Origin of the sequence: Streptomyces adelaidensis (assembly GCF_016598475.1) — a bacterium.
Lineage (GTDB): Bacteria > Actinomycetota > Actinomycetes > Streptomycetales > Streptomycetaceae > Streptomyces > Streptomyces adelaidensis.
Map to the genome: position 1 here is coordinate 12,976 of NZ_JAEMUX010000055.1, position 16,476 is coordinate 29,451.

Below are 16,476 nucleotides of genomic sequence, written 5' to 3' on the forward strand. Positions count from 1 at the left end.
TCGCGTACGTCGTACCCAGTTCTTTTCGCCAGGATTAAACTCGGCACATGACAAGGGGCAAGGACGCCAAAAGCAGCGGCGGTACGGAGACCAGTGGCAGCGGCGACATCGTCCGGACGATGCACCTGCTGTGGGACACCGGCCCGCGCCCCAGCCGCGGCCCCAAACCGGGGCTCACCCTGGACCGGATCGTGGAGGCGGCCGTCCAGGTCGCCGACGCGGAAGGGTTGGACGGCGTCTCCATGCGCCGCGTGGCCACCGAACTGGGCACCGGGACCATGTCCCTCTACCGCTACGTCCCCGGCAAGGCCGAGTTGCTCGACCTGATGCTCGACCGCGTCCAGCGGACCTCCCAGAACCCCGCCGACCTCGGCGACGGCGGTTGGCGCTCCGCCCTGGAGGCCATGGGCCACGCGACGCTCGCCCTCTACCGCCGCCACCCCTGGCTGCTCCGGGTCAACCAGTCCCGCCCGATCCTCGGCCCGAGCGCCCTCGACGGCATGGAGAAGGTCCTCTCCCGCATCAAGTCCATGGGCCTGACCGACCCCGAACTGATCTCCGTGATCATCGCCGTCGACGGCTATGTCGTCGGCGCCGCCCGCACCCAGCTCTACGCGCAGGAGGCCGAGCGCCGGACCGGCCTGACCGACACGGAGTTCTGGCAGGCCCAGGCACCGGTGCTCGGAGAGCTCATGGCCTCCGGCCGCTATCCCCTGCTCGCCGGCCTCTCGGAAGACGCCTTCGCCACGGACTTCGACCACTTCGAGTTCGGACTCCAGCGGATCCTGGACGGGCTGGAGGTGCTGGTCGGGCGACGCGGTGGAGAGCGGTAGAAAGTGGTGACCGTGAGGTTCAGGACGGCCGCCGCAGCAGCCTCTTGAACCCCCATACGACGACGATGACGCCCCCGAGGGCCAGGGCGCCGACCTTGACGGTGGAGCCGGCGCCGTCGCCGTCGCCGTCGGCCTGCGCGGTGTCCGAGCCGCTCCCGCCGGAGGACGAGGAGCCGGAGCCACCGCTGCCGGAGCCGCCGGGCACGTCCCGTGCGACGACCGTGCTGCCCGACCCCTCACTGCCGTACAGGATCGTGGAGCCGTCGGTGGTGAAGGTCACCGACTCGCCCTGCCGCTGCAACGGCACGCTGAGCCGCTCGGCCTTCTTGATCTTTCCGTCGTTCCAGTCGTAGAGGATGGCGCCGAAGTACGCGCGCAGGGCGAGGTGCTTGCCATCGGGCGAGAACGCGCCGTCGGTGACCTCCAGGTCGGGGACGGAGCCGACCTTCTTGAAGACGTTCGTGCCGGAGGCGGAGAGCTCGGCCGGACCCTCGTACAGCGACCCGCCCGCCTCGTTCTTGTCGGCGATGTAGACCCGCCCGGTCTTCGGATGCACCATCAGCGCCTCCGCGTCCCGCGCCCCGTCCTCGTACTTCACCACGTACTGCGTGGCCCGGATCGTCTGGTCCTTCAGCTCCGTCGGCTCCGGCAGCTCGTAGATCCACACATACGCCCAGGTGCCGCCGAGGTTGTCGCCGATGTCGCCGACGTACAGCTTGTTGTCCGGGCCCATGGAGATCGCCTCCACGTCGCGCGGGGTGCCGACGCCGGTCATGGTGACCGTGGCGACCGTCTCGCCGGTCCTGCTGTCCACGGCGTAGAGGAACGCCCCGTCGTCGCTGTCGTTGTGGGTCCAGTAGACGCCCGGATGCTGCCGCGACGCGGCGAGACCGCTCGACTCGGTGATCCTCGAATCCTTCATCGTGAACCCGTCGTCGTCCGCGGCGACCGCGGGCTGGACGGCGGCGAGCAGGACGGCGGCGAGTCCGGCCAGCCCGACGAGGGCCGCGGAGAACGGGTGGAGAAGGCGACGACGCATGTCCCCAGCCTGCCATCTCGCTCCGCTGGGTGGAGGGGGAGCGCCGTTGGGGGGGAGGGGTCGGGTGCGGGATCGGTGGGGGCTGGTCGCGCGGTTCCCCGCGCCTCTGAAGGGGCTGAGTGCCGCGAACGGTGGATGTGCGGCCAAAAACACCTGTCCGACACCGGCACGTGGCAAGGTTCACAGCGCCGTGTGAGCCGCTGACTGCTACCGGCTGGTAGCGATCGTTCATGATGTGCCAATGCTCAGGTTCATGCCCGTAGGCGACTCCATGACCATCGGGAGCGCGGGCGAACACACATGGCGCTACCGGCTCTGGCAGCACCTGCGCACGACGCACGACGGCCCCTTCAAGATCGTCGGTCCGCGCGAGACGCTCTACGACAAGGCGACGGACACCCCGACGTCGTACGACTACGCCACCCCCTTCCCGCACGCCCATCTCGCCGGCTGGGGCGAGGGCTGGCTGCACATGGCCCCGCTGATCGCCGACGCGATCCGCGGCCACCGCGCGAACGTCCTCCTCGTCTCCCTCGGCCTCATCGACCTGGGCTTCTACACCGACGCCGAGCAGACCGCCGAGAACACCCGCCGCTTCGTCGGCGCCGCCCGCGAGGCGAACCCGCACGTCCGCATGGTCCTCCTCCCGGTGACCCCGAACGTCCGCGCCGAGACCGACGCCCCCTTCGCCGCCCAGGTCGCCCGCTTCAACGAACTCCTCGCCAAGACCGCCGCCGACCTCGACGAACCCCGTTCCCCCCTCCTCATGGCCTCCCCGCCCCCGTCGTACGACATCAACTGGGACACCTACGACGGCACCCACCCCAGCGCCTCCGGCGAACACAAGATCGCGGCGGCCTTCGCGGGGGCGATGCACGAGGCGTGGGGGCTGGGGGGACCGTACGAGCTGCCGTAGGCCCTGTCGTCGACTCGGCCGGTGACGCTACAGGGCCGGGGCGCCACGCAAGGAGTTTCCCCGTACCGGCCGTGCCCTGGTCACCGTGCGTATCGTTGTACTGCGCGGCCGTCTTCGAACGACAGGCGGCCGGGGAGGAGCGCCACGATGACCGTCCTTGAAGACAGGATCGCGATGGCCGAGAGCGACAACACGCGCCAGCTCGACGAGATGTTCGAGCGGCTCGAGAAGATGCCCGTCCCCGAGGGATACAAGGTAGAGATCGTCGAGGGGACCATCTACATGTCGCCGCAGCGGGACGTGCACTGGGAGACTATTCGCGAGGTCCTCTGGGCGTTGGAGGATCGCTTCGGACGACGCTCGAAGGTGTTGTCGGACGTCCGCATCGACTTTCCGGGCCATTTGAACGGTTACTGCCCGGACGTGGCCAAGCTGCGCGACGGCGCCGAGAAGGACGCCAAGGGCCGCTGGCGCTATGAGGACGTCGAGTTCGTCGCCGAGGTCATCTCCACGGACACCGGGAAGAACGACTACGGTCCCAAGAAGACCGCGTACGCGCTCGCCGAGGTCCCCGTCTACCTGATCGCCGACCCCTACGTGGGCAAGTGCCGACTGTTCACCCAGCCCAAGGATGGCGACTACGTCAGCGACCTGTCCGTCGCCTACGGCAGCGACGTCGACATGACCACGACTCTCCTCGGCCTGGTCCTCTCCACCGGCGATTTCCCTCGCGGCTGATCCCGCTTGCCCGCAGGCCTCCCACCCGCTTGGATGACCCGGTCGGACGCGACCCACGCGACCCACGCGGGCCGCGTCGAGCGACGCGGCGGCGGGGGGGGGTACCGAAGATGGCGCGAGCCGGGCGGGGCGGCGCACTGGGCCGGGAGTTCGGGTGGCTGTGGGGGGCGTACACCGTCAGTGCGTTCGGTACGCGGCTGGCGTTCGACGCGATGCCCCTGCTCGCGGTGCTCGTGCTGCATGTCGGGCCGGCGGAGGTGTCCGTGCTGGCGGCCACCGGGCTGGCGGTGGGCGCGGTGGCGGCGGTGCCGATCGGGCCCTGGGTGGAGTTCCGCCGTAAGCGGCCGGTGATGATCGCGATGGACCTGGTCCGCTGCGCGACCGTGCTGTCCGTCCCGGTGGCGTACGCCCTCGGTCTGGTCACCTTCACCCAGCTCCTGCTGGTGTCCGTCGTCGTCGCCGCGGCCGACATCACCTTCGTCGCGGCGAGCGGCGCCTGTCTGAAGTCCCTGGTCCCCGGCGGCCCCGACCTCCTCATCGCCAACGGCCGTCTGGAGGCGACGACCTGGACCACCACCATGCTCGGACCGCCCCTCGGCGGCGCCGCGATCGGTCTGTTCGGCCCGGTGACGACGCTGGTGATCGACGCCGTCAGCTACCTGCTCTCGGCGGCGGGCATCCGCGCGATCGGCGGCGAGGAGACCCGGCCGGAACGGGTCGGCCCGCCCCCCGGAACCTCGCCCCGCCTCCGCGCCGACGACCTGCTCGAAGGCTGGCGTCACCTCTTCACCAGCCCGTCCCTGCGCCCCCTCTTCCTCAACACCGTCCTCGTCAACGCCCTGATCATGGCGCCCGCACCCGTGCTGCTCGTCCTCATGGTCGGCGAACTCGGCTTCGCCCCCTGGCAGTACGGCCTCGCCTTCGCCGTGCCCTGCGTGGGCGGCCTGATCGGCTCCCGCCTCTCCCGGCGTCTGGTCGCCCGGCACGGCGCTCACAGGGTCCTGCTGACCGCCGGGGCGCTGCGGGTGTGCTGGCCGCTGGGGCTGGCGTTCGTGGGTCCCGGTGTCTGGGGACTCGTTCTCGTCATGGTCGTCGAATTCGGCCTGATCGCCTGTATCAGCGTCTTCAACCCGGTGATGGCCACGCGACGCCTCACCCTGACCCCGTCGGACCGCGTGACCCGCACACTCTCCGCCTGGTCCATCACCGGCAAACTCGTCACCGCCGCCGTCACAGCCCTCTGGGGCCTCCTGGCCGCCGTCACCACCCCCCGCACCGCCATCACCCTCGCCGGCCTCCTCCTCCTGGCGACCCCGCTCCTCCTGCTCCCCCTCCTCGGCCAACGCCCGCCCCGGCCGCCCCTGGAGGCCCCCCAGGATCGCCAGGACCCGCAGGGCCTGGCGAAGGGCTGAGGAGACCGAGCGAGGCGGCGAACCCCGAGAAGGCCGGGGCCACCACCCGCCATGCGTACCGCCCGGGCCCGGTCCAGCAGTCGCTGCCCACGACCCGGGGGTCCGAGGGATCGGTGCGGCGCAAACTGTCTCTTGAAGTTTCAAGCTATGAGCTTTCCAAAGGAGGGCACTAACCCCGAGTTAGCGTCAAGGTCTCACCCATCCGGCCCGCGCCACGCACCCGATTCACCCTTGCCTAGAGCGCACTCCACGCCCTTGGCTAAGGAGTCATGAAGTACACACAGCTCGGACGCACGGGACTCAAGGTCAGCCGACTGGTCCTCGGCACGATGAACTTCGGCCCGCAGACGGACGAAGCGGACAGCCACGCGATCATGGACGGCGCGCTGGACGCCGGGATCAACCTCTTCGACACCGCGAACGTATACGGCTGGGGCGAGAACAAGGGCCGTACCGAAAGCATCATCGGCAGCTGGTTCGCGAAGGGCGGCGAGCGCCGCGACAAGGTCGTGCTCGCCACCAAGGTGTACGGGCACATGGCGGCCTCCGGCGACGCCTGGCCCAACCACGACAAGCTCTCCGCCGTGAACATCCGCCGGGCCGTGGACGCCAGCCTCAAGCGGCTGCGGACGGACCACATCGACGTCTACCAGTTCCACCACATCGACCGGGACACGTCCTTCGACGAGATCTGGCAGGCGATCGACGTCCTGGTCCAGCAGGGCAAGATCCTCTACGCCGGGTCCAGCAACTTCCCCGGATACAAGATCGCCCAGGCCAACGAGACCGCCGCCCGCCGTGGCGGCACCATCGGCCTCGTCAGCGAGCAGTGCCTCTACAACCTCGCCGAGCGCCGCGCCGAGATGGAGGTCATCCCGGCCGCGCGGGAGTACGGCCTCGGCGTCATCCCCTGGTCGCCTCTGCACGGCGGGCTGCTCGGCGGCGTCATCAAGAAGCAGACCGAGGGCGGCCGCCGCGCCTCCGGCCGCAGCGCCGAAGCCCTCAACGACAGCGCCGTACGCGGCCAGGTCCAGGCGTACGAGGATCTGCTCGACAAGCACGGCATCGAACCCGGCGAGGCGGCCCTGGCCTGGCTGCTCACCCGCCCCGGCGTCACCGGCCCGATCGTCGGCCCGCGCACGGCCCAGCAGCTCGATTCCGCGATCCAGGCGCTCGACCTCGAACTGAGCGACGAGCTCCTGACCTCACTGGACGAGATCTTCCCGGGCCCGGGCCCGTCCCCGGAGGCCTTCGCCTGGTAGCCACCGGTCCCTGAAGGGGCGCGGGGAACCACGCGACCGGCCCCCACGGGCCCATCGCACCCGCGGCGGCCCTCGTCACGAGACGACGGTCACTTGCCGAGCGCCGCCGCGAGAGCGACCACCGCGAACATCAGCACAAGCACACCGGCCATGATCCGGTTACGGGTCTTCGGGTCCACCCCCCGAGACTAACCGGCCGCCCCGAGCGCCCAACGCCCGACCGCCTCGTACCGCGGCTGCTCCCCCGGCACCCCCGAGGTCGGCAGATCGCTGCGCACCAACGCCAGCTCCTCGACGCTCCACGTACGCCCGACGAAACCGGCGAGCGCGTCGACGTACGGCCGCACCTCGAACGCCTCCCGGCTGCGCGCCACCGTCAGGTGAGGGGTGTACCGGCGGTGCTCCCCCATGTCGACCCCGGCCTTCCGCCCGGCCGCCTCCGCCCGGTCGGCCAGCAGCCGCAGCGCACGCAGGTCGCCCTCGGCCCCCGCCCACAGCGCCCGCCCATGGCCGAACTGCCCGCCACCCGCCACGGCCAGCGCGAACGGCTCCGTATGCCGGGCCGCCCGCGCCAGCCGCTCCGACAGATCGGATACGGCGTACGCGTCGACCTCCCCGTAGAACGCGAGCGTGAAGTGCCACCCGGCCGACTCGGTCCACCGCAACCGGTCGGCACCCGCCAGTCCCCTCAACCCGCCGACGGCCGACCCCAGTTCATCCACCACATCAGCCGGTGGCAGCACCGCCGCGAACAGTCTCATGGCACTCATGTCCGTCACCCTTCCAGGGAACGGATCACCTGGCGAGCACCCCACGACCGTGGCGATCGGCACGATGCGCGTACACGCCGCGCGAACGGCATCGCGTGAACCTCTGGGCGACCACCCGTTCAGCGGCCCGCTGAAAGTCGGCCCGACCGCCTATACGGGGACGACCTCGTCCGTGGACGTCTCCTTGGACGTCTCCTTGGACGACTGCTGGGGCAACTCCTTGGACGTCTCCTTGGACTTCTCCTTCGCCACGAACCGCACCCGAGGGTGCCGCTCGTGCCAGCCCACCGACAGCCGCAGGCCGCCGGCTCTGACGAGCACCAGGCCCACCGTGACGGCCGCGGCGGTGGCGACGACGCCACCGGCGACGAAGCCGGCCCGGGGGCCGTACGCGTCGGTGACCCAGCCGGCGATCGGCGCGCCCAGCGGTGTGCCGCCGAGGAAGACCATCATGTAGAGAGCCATGACGCGCCCGCGCATCGCGGGGTCGGTGCCCATCTGGATGGCCGTGTTGGTGGTCACGTTCACCGTCAGCCCGAACATCCCGATCGGCACCATGAGCAGGGCGAACATCCAGTACGTCGGTGCCAGCGCGGCCACGATCTCCAGCAGGCCGAAGGCGAGCGCGCCCGCGATCAGCACCCGCAGCCGGGCCGTGCCGCGCCGGGCGGCGAGCAGGGCGCCCGACACCGAGCCGACCGCCATGAGCGTGTTGAAGAGGCTGTACGCACCGGCGTCCGCGTGGAAGACGTCGTCCGCGTACGCCGAAAGCCAGACGGGGAAGTTGAAGCCGAAGGTGCCGATGAAGCCGACGAGGACGATCGGCCAGAGCAGCTCGGGACGGCCCGCCACATAGCGCAGGCCCTCGCGGAGCTGGCCCTTGGCGCGCGGTGCGCGGCGGACGGGGCGCAGATCGCGGGTCCGCATCAGGAGCAGGCTGGTGATGGGGGCGATGAAGGAGAGGCCGTTGAAGAGGAAGGCCCAGCCCGTGCCGACGGTGGTGATCAGCACACCTGCGACGGCCGGGCCGACCAGCCGGGCCGACTGGAAGTTCGCCGAGTTGAGGCTGACCGCGTTCTGCAGCTGCTCGGGGCCGACCATCTCCGACACGAACGACTGCCGGGCCGGGTTGTCCACCACCGTCGCCATCCCTACGGCGAAGGCGGCCACGTACACGTGCCACACCTGGACGTGTCCGGAGAGCGTCAGCGCGGCGAGCGCGAGTCCGGTGAACGCCATCGAGGTCTGCGTCAGGAACAGCAGCCGCCGCTTCGGGAACCGGTCGACCAGTACGCCGCCGTACAGCCCGAACAGCAGCATCGGCAGGAACTGCAGGGCCATCGTGACCCCGACCGCCGTCGACGAACCCGCCAGGCTCAGTACCAGCCAGTCCTGCGCGATCCGCTGCATCCAGGTGCCGATGTTCGACACCACCTGCCCGACGAAGAACAGCCGGTAGTTCCGGATACGCAGCGAACGGAACATGGACGCGCGCTCACGATCGGGCTCACGGGCGGGAGGGGGCTCGGCGGCGGGAGAGGCCTCGGCGGCGGCCGGCGGAGATTCAACGGGCGCCGAAGTCTGGGCAGGCACAGGCACAGGCACAGACACAGGCACAGGCGCCGGGGAGGGTGGAGAGGCAGGCGGCGACCCGGAGGGCACGAGGGGGTCCGCGGCGGCCAGGGCGGGGGAAGTCTCCGGGCCGGTCGTATCCGGCGGGGCTTCGGGAACGCCATGGGTGGGCGGGGGCTCGTGGGTGGTCGTCGGTGCGGGGACGGAAGCTGCTCCGGGTCCCGAACTCAAAGGGGTTCGCCTCCTTGCGTAAAGCTCGGCGGTTGCCTCACCGCTCCTGTTCTGTCTGCTGGTTTTCAGATCCGCCCATACCCGCCACAGGGTGGCGCGCGGGCTGCAGTCCGGGGCGTACCGGCGGCCGATCCGGCGCACCGGCGGCCGATCCAGGCGCCCCACGGTCACGGCACGGCGCATCCGGCGCCGCGCCCGGCGTCGGAGCCGCGCCCTGATCAGAGATGCGCCAGTTTCTCCAGCACCGGCGCGGCCGCGCGAAGCTTCTCCCACTCGGCCTCGTCGAGGCCCTCCACGAGGGAGGCGAGGAAGGCGTTGCGCTTGCTGCGGCTCTCTTCGAGCATCGTCTCGGCCCGCTCGGTCTGGGTGACCACCTTCTGCCGCCGGTCCTCGGGATGCGGCTCCAGCTTCACCAGCCCCTTGCTCTCCAGCAGGGCGACGATGCGGGTCATCGACGGCGGCTGTACATGCTCCTTGCGGGCGAGCTCGCCGGGTGTGGCGGTGCCGCAGCGGGCGAGGGTGCCGAGCACCGACATCTCGGTCGGGCTCAGCGACTCGTCGACCCGCTGGTGCTTGAGCCGACGGGACAGGCGCATCACGGCGGACCGCAGCGCGTTCACAGCGGCCTCGTCGTCGCCATGGGTGAGGTCAGGCATGTTCTTTAGCATAACTCATTACTCTCGCTAAAGACCACCGAAACTCCACACCCGCGCCCGTGACGCCCGCCACGCATACGGCCCCGGCGGTCTTCATCACTCATACGAGTGACTAATACGCAGATCGCGACACGGTGGCCCACAGCGCACCTGACCCTTGTACGCATGGGGACCACTGTGCTCAGCCTGCGGATAGACGGGGAGCTGCTCGACCGGCTCCGGGACCAGGCGGCGAAAAGGGGAATGAGCGTCCAGGACTATGTGATCCGGACGCTCATTCGAGACGACTTCGACCAGCGGTTCCAAACCGCCGTGGAGGAGACGGAGAAGTTCTACGGGGTTACGTGACCGACCCGCCGCACATGATCCCGCAGCGATTCCGCCGCACGTGAGCCCCGCAGCGACGCGCGGCTCACGTCAGGCCCGCCCGGCGGAGGTCGCCGGGTCACATCAGACCCAGCATCGGCATCAGGCAGCAGAAGACGTACGTCGCGGGGGACACCATCTCCGCCCCATCTCCGCGCGTAGACCGGTCCGCCTCGTAAGCTGTGCCCATGGCGAAGTGGACCCCCAAGCACGAGGCACCGGCACCCCTGGAGGGGCCCGTCGTCTCGACGATCACCGGCGGCACGATCCTGTGGCTCGTCCTCTTCGTCATCCAGCTCCCCTTCTACGGCTGGTACGACGACCACGGGCGCACGTGGCTGATCTGGACCTGCCTGGCCGGTGGCGGGCTCGGATTCATCGGCATCTGGTACGTCCGGAGGCGGGACGCGGCCATCAAGCGGGACGCGGCACGGACGCCCGCGTCCGACTCGGACGCCGACTCGGACGCCGACGCGGCTCACATGACACCGGTCGAACCGGTCGAACCCGTCGAACCCGTCGAGTAATACCCGCGTACGAGGCCCCTGGTACCACCCCGCCCCTCCCCCGTCCTCCCCTGGTCGGATCTTTGGCGCACTCGGCGGGTGAACCCCCAAATCCGCACGTACCGTCGAATGCATGACGCACACCGACGCGGGCACCGGCCTCGATCCTGTGCACCCCACCGCGCCCTCCCTCCGGCTCGACGGGCGGGCGCGTGGGTTGACGGCCGCCGAGGTCGCGGAGCGGGTGGCCCGTGGCGAGGTCAACGACATCCCCGTACGGAGCAGCCGCTCCACGGTGGACATCGTCCGCGCGAACGTCTTCACCCGGTTCAACGCGATCATCGGTGTGCTCTGGCTGATCATGCTGTTCGTGGCGCCGTTCCAGGACAGCCTCTTCGGCTACGTGATCATCGCCAACACCGGCATCGGCATCATCCAGGAGTGGCGGGCGAAGAAGACCCTCGACTCCCTCGCGGTGATCGGCGAGGCGAGGCCGACGGTCCGGCGGGACGGAGTGGCCGCGGCGGTCTCCACGTCCGACATCGTGCTGGGGGACCTCATCGAGATCGGGCCCGGCGACAAGATCGTCGTGGACGGGGAGTGCGTCGAGACCGACGGCCTGGAGATCGACGAGTCGCTGCTCACCGGCGAGGCCGACCCCGTCGTCAAGAAGCCCGGCGAGCAGGTGATGTCGGGCAGTTTCGTGGTCGCGGGCGGCGGGGCCTTCACCGCGACGAAGGTGGGCCGGGAGGCGTACGCGGCCCAGCTCGCCGAGGAGGCGTCCCGCTTCACCCTGGTCCACTCGGAGCTGCGCTCCGGCATCTCCACGATCCTCAAGTACGTGACGTGGATGATGGTCCCGACCGCGATCGGGCTGATCATCAGCCAGCTGATCGTGAAGGAGCACGACTTCAAGGACTCGGTCGCGCGCACGGTCGGCGGCATCGTCCCGATGGTCCCCGAGGGCCTGGTCCTGCTGACCTCCGTCGCCTTCGCGATCGGGGTGATCCGGCTGGGCCGCAAACAGTGCCTGGTCCAGGAGCTGCCGGCCATCGAGGGCCTCGCCCGCGTCGACACCGTCTGCCTGGACAAGACGGGCACGCTCACCGAAGGCGGCATGAACGTCACCGGGCTGCGCTCGCTCAACGGCGCGGACGAGCCGTACGTACGCCGTGTCCTCGGCGCACTCGGCGAATCCGACCCCCGCCCGAACGCGTCCCTCCAGGCGGTCATCGACGCCTACCCGGACAGCGAGGAGTGGCGCTGCACGGAGTCGCTGCCCTTCTCCTCCGCCCGCAAGTACAGCGGCGCGTCCTTCAGCGAGGGCGACGGCGAGTCCAGCACCTGGCTGCTCGGCGCCCCCGACGTCCTGCTCCCGGACGACGACCCGGCCCTCACCGAGACCGAACGGCTGAACGAGGAGGGGCTACGGGTCCTGCTGCTGGCCCGTGCGACCCGAGAGCTGGACGACCCGGAGGTCGCCCTCGGCGCCCGCCCCACCGCCCTGGTCGTCCTCGAACAGCGGCTCCGCCCCGACGCCGCCGACACCCTGCGCTACTTCGAGGAGCAGAACGTACGGGCGAAGGTCATCTCAGGTGACAACGCGGTCTCCGTCGGCGCGGTGGCCGGAAAGCTCGGCCTGACCGGCGAGGTCGTCGACGCGCGCCGGCTCCCCGCCGAACGCGACGACATGGCGCGGGCCCTCGACTCCGGCACCGTCTTCGGGCGCGTCACCCCGCAGCAGAAACGGGACATGGTCGGCGCCCTCCAGTCCCACGGCCACACGGTCGCGATGACCGGCGACGGCGTGAACGACGTCCTCGCCCTCAAGGACGCCGACATCGGCGTGGCGATGGGCTCGGGGTCCGAGGCGACCCGGGCCGTCGCCCAGATCGTGCTGCTGAACAACAGCTTCGCGACACTGCCGTCGGTGGTCGCGGAGGGCCGGCGGGTCATCGGCAACATCACGCGGGTCGCGACCCTCTTCCTCGTGAAGACGGTGTACTCGGTCCTCCTCGCCATCCTGGTGGTCTGCTGGCAGGTCGAATACCCCTTCCTCCCCCGCCACCTGACCCTCCTGTCCACCCTGACGATCGGCGTCCCGGCCTTCTTCCTCGCCCTGGCCCCCAACAAGGAACGTGCGAGACCCCACTTCGTACGGCGGGTCATGCGCTATGCGATCCCGGGCGGCGTACTGGCCGCCCTCGCCACCTTCGCCACCTATCTGATCGCCCGTCACCACTACACGGGCGAGGGCGCGTTGGAGGCCGAGACCAGCGCGGCCACCCTCACCCTCTTCCTGATCTCCATGTGGGTGCTGGCCATCATCGCCCGCCCCTACACCTGGTGGCGCCTGAGCCTGGTCCTCACCATGGCCGCCGGCTTCGTCCTGGTCCTCGCCGTCCCCTGGCTCCAGGACTTCTTCGCCCTCCGCCTGGTCGGCACGACGATGCCGTGGCTGGCGGTCGCCATCGCGGCGGGAGCGTCGGCCCTGCTGGAGTTCCTGTGGCGGTGGGTGGACCGGCGGTTCCCCGCGTAATCGTGGTCCTGGCACGGCCATCCGCATATCAGATCTCGGATATCGGAAGAAAAATTCCGTTGACCGGGAAGTTACCTGCGCGCCATCCGGGAGAAATGCCCCGACCGTTCTCTGTACGCGATCGAACGCCGTTGGGGCGGCCCGCGCAGGAAGAGAAACGCCATGACCGGAACGACCGACGCCACCGGCGCGGGAACGGGAGACAGAGGTACGGCGCCCGTGGCGCTCCCCGAGGGTTACTCCCCCCGCCTGTACAACGAGGACCTGGCCCCCGCCACCGAGCGCAAGTGGGGCGCGTTCAGCATCTTCAACGTGTGGACCTCCGACGTACACAGTCTGTTCGGCTACTTCCTGGCCGCCAGCCTGTTCCTGATCGCCGGGAACACCTTCAAGTTCCTGATCGGCATCGGCGTCGGATCGCTGATCATCTACTGGCTGATGACGCTGATCGGCAAGGCGGGCGTCCGGACCGGCGTCCCGTACCCGGTCCTGTCCCGCGCCTCCTTCGGCACGTTCGGCGCGAACGTGCCCGCGCTCGTCCGGGCCGTCGTCGCCACCTTCTGGTACGGCGCCCAGACCAGCGCGGCGGCCGGCGCGATCGTCGCGTTCCTGGTCCGCTACGACGGCCCGAAGGATCTGCACGAGACGACGCGGCTCTTCGACCACAGCGGCCTGGAGGTCATCTGCTACCTCGTCGTCTGGGCCGCCCAGCTGCTGATCATCAGCAAGGGCATGGAGACCGTCCGCCGCTTCCAGGACTTCGCGGGCCCGGCGGTCTGGCTGATGATGCTGATCCTGGCGGTCGGCCTGTCCGTCAAGGCGGGCACCCTCTCCTTCACCGTCGACATGTCCGACAAGGAACTCGCCACCCTGGCCAAGAGCGCCACCGGCCTCGACGTCACCCCCGGCTCGTTCGCCGCGATCGCGGCCATCGCCGCCACCTGGGTGACGTACTTCGCCGCCCTCTTCCTCAACTTCGGCGACTTCGCCCGCTTCACCCCGGACGAGAAGACGCTGCGCAAGGGCAACGTCTGGGGCCTGCCGGTCAACCTGATCCTGTTCTCGCTGGTCGCCGCCCTGACCACGGCCTCCGCCAGCAAGGTCTACGGCGAGGTCATCCTCGAACCGGCCGCCATCTCCGCCAAGTTCGACAGCGCGTTCCTCGTCCTGCTCGCCGCCCTGACCTTCGCGGTGGCGACCCTCGGCATCAACGTCGTCGCCAACTTCGTCAGCCCCGCCTTCGACTTCGCCAACGTCGCCCCGAAGCACATCACCTTCAAGCGCGGCGGCCTCATAGCCGCCGTCATCGCTCTCCTCCTCTACCCCCTCCACCCCTGGGACAACGCGCCCAGCTTCGTCAACGCCATCGGCTCGACCATGGGCCCGATCTTCGGCGTCCTGGTCGTCGACTACTACCTGCTCCGCAAGGCCCAGCTGAACGTCCCCGCCCTCTACAAGGAGGACGGCGAGTACCGCTTCCAGGGCGGCTGGAACATCCGCGCCTTCGTCGCCGCCGGCATCGGCGCGATCTTCTCCAGCCTCCTGCCGGTCTACGGCCCCACCGAGTACGGCGCGACCCTCGGCCCGTACTCCTGGTTCATCGGAGTCGGGGTCGCCGGAGCCCTGTACTTCGCGATCAGCGGGGCGAAGAGCCCGCTGACGAGGACGGCGCGGCCGGAGACGGCCGAGTAGAGCGACGCAGGAACACGCACGACGAACGGGCGTCGCGACCGACAACCGGTCGCGACGCCCGCCCGCTTCTACTTCACGTCTACTTCACGTCGACGTAGTCACCCGTGGCGCTGACCGACGCGGTCGTGGTCGTCCCCGCGAAGCTGAGGCGCCAGTAACCGTCGTACGTGGCGGTGCCGGTGGCCTTCACATTGCCGTACGCGTCCGAGTACACCGTCTTGATCGTGGTGTACGTGCTCGTGCCGGCCTTGCGGAACTGCAGCTTGACCGGCTGCTTCGCGAAGCCCTTGTAGGTGTGGCTCTGCCAGTCGGCGCGGGTCAGCTTGCCGGTGGAGGTGACGGTCCTGCCCTTGGTGACGGGCTCCGGCCCGGCGTTGACGATCAGCTTGGCCAGGCGCAGGACGGAGGTGGAGCCCAGTCCGCCCTGCTCCTTGTAGCCGACCTTGCCGTAGTCGAGGCTGTCGCTCGCGGGATCCTGGCCGTTGAACGCGATGGCGTCGGCGCCCGCCTTCCAGACCCCGGCCTGCGAGTTGAGCAGGTCGCCGTCGGCCGGGTGGATGTCGATGGCGCCCTTGCAGGTCGCCGTCGTCGACGAGGTGGCGGTGCAGGTGGCGAGGTCCTCCCCGAAGAGCTGCGGGGTGCTGTCGTCGCCGAAGGTGCCCCGGTAGAGGAAGGGCTCGGTGTAGAAGTCGTCCGCGGTGATGTCGACACCGGAACCGTGCGTCAGCGTGTAGCTCACCGGCACGGCGACCACGGCGGAGGTCCCGACCTTCACCGACTTGGCGACCTTGAAGTTCGAGAAGCTGACGTCCATCGTGTACGGCGTACCGCTCGTCGCCGCCGAGTCGGCCGCGTGCGCGGCCGGCATCCTGAGGGCGGAGAAGGCCAGGGCGCCGACGGCGGCGGCCACAGTGGCTCTTGTGCGCATGTGTTCCCCAAGTGGAGAAAGAGTGATCGTGGGGCCTGTTGGCCCGGATGATCTGAACACGCCCACCTCGACCCGAATCCACCCCCGACACGGATTTGGCCCGGACATGCGCACTCTTGGAACACGGATACGGAACCCTTGGTTCAGCTCTTACGGAAACTTACGGAAACCGCGCTCGCTTCTTACGGAACACGGAAAAGGCGCCGGCCCCGGGAGAACCCGGAACCGACGCCAAGACCTCTACCGCTGACGCGGCTTACTTCACGTCGATGGAGTCGCCCACAGCGGTCGCCGCCGCCGTCGTCGACGTGCCCGCGAAGACGTAGCGGTACGTGCCGTCGACGGTCGCCTTGACGGTGGTCTTCAGGTCACCCGTGGCGGCCGTCTTGACGGTCTTGACCGTCTTGTAGGAGGACGCGCCCTTCGCCTTGAACTGCAGCTGCACGGACTGGCTGCCGAACGAGGCGTTCTTGCCGGCGTCCCAGCTGGCGCGGGTCAGCCGGCTGGTGACGGTGACGGTCGCACCCTTCGCGACCGGCTCCGGAGCGGCGTTCGCACCGGCGAGCTGGGCGGCGCGCAGGACCTTGAAGGACTTGGCGTTGTCCTTCTGGATGTAGTTGTTGTCCTTGGCCTGGGCGATCAGCCAGGTCTTCCAGGTGCCGGCGACCTTGTTGATGGCGTTGCCGCCGGCCTTGAAGGTGTAGTTCGCCGAGCAGGTCGACTTCGTCGAGCTGACCTTGCTGCACTTGATCCAGGTGCTGCCGGACGGGGCGGCGCTGTCCGCGTCCTCGATGGTCTTGCCGTGGAACAGCTGCGCGGCGGCCCGCCACACACCGGAGTTGTCCGTCACGGTGAACTTGAGCGCGACCGTCTTCTTGCCCGTCGCTCCGACGACGACGGACTTGCCGCCGTTGACGACGATGTTGGAGACCTTGATGTTGCCGACCTTCTCGTCGGCCTGCGCGGCCGGAGCGGCAAGGCCGGTCAGAGCCAGGGCGCCGGTCACGATGCCCAGA

Annotated in this window: 15 protein-coding genes; 9 read left to right on the plus strand and 6 right to left on the minus strand. The window is 69.6% G+C overall.

From position 1 onward, the window contains the following. Window positions 1-47 precede the first annotated feature (47 nt). Window positions 48-833, plus strand: a complete 786-nt coding sequence (locus tag I8N67_RS27360; protein WP_200306597.1) for a TetR/AcrR family transcriptional regulator — start codon at window positions 48-50, stop codon at window positions 831-833. Window positions 834-852: 19 nt separating this feature from the next. Here the strand turns inward: I8N67_RS27360 and I8N67_RS27365 are convergent, their stop codons facing one another. After that, window positions 853-1,872, minus strand: coding sequence for a WD40 repeat domain-containing protein (locus I8N67_RS27365; protein WP_200306599.1), 1,020 nt, complete (start codon window positions 1,870-1,872; stop codon window positions 853-855). 241 nt (window positions 1,873-2,113) lie between these two features. Between I8N67_RS27365 and I8N67_RS27370 the strand changes: the two genes are divergently transcribed. The 4 genes from I8N67_RS27370 to I8N67_RS27385 all read left to right on the plus strand — a co-directional run bounded on the left by I8N67_RS27370 (window position 2,114) and on the right by I8N67_RS27385 (window position 6,200). Beyond that, window positions 2,114-2,788, plus strand: coding sequence for a GDSL-type esterase/lipase family protein (locus tag I8N67_RS27370; RefSeq protein ID WP_200306601.1), 675 nt, complete (start codon window positions 2,114-2,116; stop codon window positions 2,786-2,788). Between the two features lie 147 nt (window positions 2,789-2,935). Continuing rightward, the gene (locus tag I8N67_RS27375; protein ID WP_200306603.1) at window positions 2,936-3,526 is read left to right on the plus strand and encodes a Uma2 family endonuclease; all 591 of its coding nucleotides are present in this window, start codon (window positions 2,936-2,938) and stop codon (window positions 3,524-3,526) included. Between the two features lie 110 nt (window positions 3,527-3,636). Then, window positions 3,637-4,938: an MFS transporter gene (locus I8N67_RS27380; RefSeq protein ID WP_200306605.1), complete on the plus strand. Its 1,302-nt coding sequence runs from the start codon at window positions 3,637-3,639 to the stop codon at window positions 4,936-4,938. A 269-nt stretch (window positions 4,939-5,207) separates the two neighbouring features. Next, window positions 5,208-6,200: an aldo/keto reductase gene (locus tag I8N67_RS27385; protein WP_200306607.1), complete on the plus strand. Its 993-nt coding sequence runs from the start codon at window positions 5,208-5,210 to the stop codon at window positions 6,198-6,200. Between the two features lie 188 nt (window positions 6,201-6,388). Here the strand turns inward: I8N67_RS27385 and thpR are convergent, their stop codons facing one another. From thpR to I8N67_RS27400, 3 genes are all read right to left on the minus strand, one after another. Beyond that, entirely contained in the window at window positions 6,389-6,961 is a 573-nt protein-coding gene (gene thpR / locus I8N67_RS27390; protein WP_200306675.1) for an RNA 2',3'-cyclic phosphodiesterase, read from the minus strand. 159 nt (window positions 6,962-7,120) lie between these two features. Beyond that, on the minus strand, window positions 7,121-8,455 hold the full coding sequence (locus tag I8N67_RS27395; RefSeq protein WP_200306609.1) for an MFS transporter: 1,335 nt from the start codon (window positions 8,453-8,455) through the stop codon (window positions 7,121-7,123). Between the two features lie 536 nt (window positions 8,456-8,991). Continuing rightward, entirely contained in the window at window positions 8,992-9,429 is a 438-nt protein-coding gene (locus tag I8N67_RS27400) for a MarR family winged helix-turn-helix transcriptional regulator (protein WP_200306611.1), read from the minus strand. Window positions 9,430-9,594: 165 nt separating this feature from the next. Here I8N67_RS27400 and I8N67_RS27405 point away from each other — a divergent pair, with 165 nt between their 5' ends. From I8N67_RS27405 to I8N67_RS27420, 4 genes are all read left to right on the plus strand, one after another. Then, the gene (locus I8N67_RS27405; RefSeq protein WP_200306613.1) at window positions 9,595-9,777 is read left to right on the plus strand and encodes a ribbon-helix-helix protein, CopG family; all 183 of its coding nucleotides are present in this window, start codon (window positions 9,595-9,597) and stop codon (window positions 9,775-9,777) included. A gap of 206 nt (window positions 9,778-9,983) precedes the next feature. Beyond that, window positions 9,984-10,322, plus strand: a complete 339-nt coding sequence (locus tag I8N67_RS27410) for a DUF2530 domain-containing protein (RefSeq protein ID WP_200306615.1) — start codon at window positions 9,984-9,986, stop codon at window positions 10,320-10,322. Between the two features lie 112 nt (window positions 10,323-10,434). Continuing rightward, window positions 10,435-12,840, plus strand: coding sequence for an HAD-IC family P-type ATPase (locus I8N67_RS27415; protein WP_200306617.1), 2,406 nt, complete (start codon window positions 10,435-10,437; stop codon window positions 12,838-12,840). A gap of 162 nt (window positions 12,841-13,002) precedes the next feature. Next, window positions 13,003-14,532 (plus strand): NCS1 family nucleobase:cation symporter-1, encoded by a 1,530-nt coding sequence (locus I8N67_RS27420; protein ID WP_200306619.1) that lies wholly within the window; start codon window positions 13,003-13,005, stop codon window positions 14,530-14,532. Window positions 14,533-14,611: 79 nt separating this feature from the next. Here the strand turns inward: I8N67_RS27420 and I8N67_RS27425 are convergent, their stop codons facing one another. Beyond that, entirely contained in the window at window positions 14,612-15,460 is an 849-nt protein-coding gene (locus I8N67_RS27425) for a hypothetical protein (protein WP_200306621.1), read from the minus strand. 256 nt (window positions 15,461-15,716) lie between these two features. Continuing rightward, complete coding sequence (locus I8N67_RS27430) at window positions 15,717-16,466, minus strand: calcium-binding protein (protein WP_307835385.1); 750 nt, start codon at window positions 16,464-16,466, stop codon at window positions 15,717-15,719. Between the last annotated feature and the right edge of the window lie 10 nt (window positions 16,467-16,476).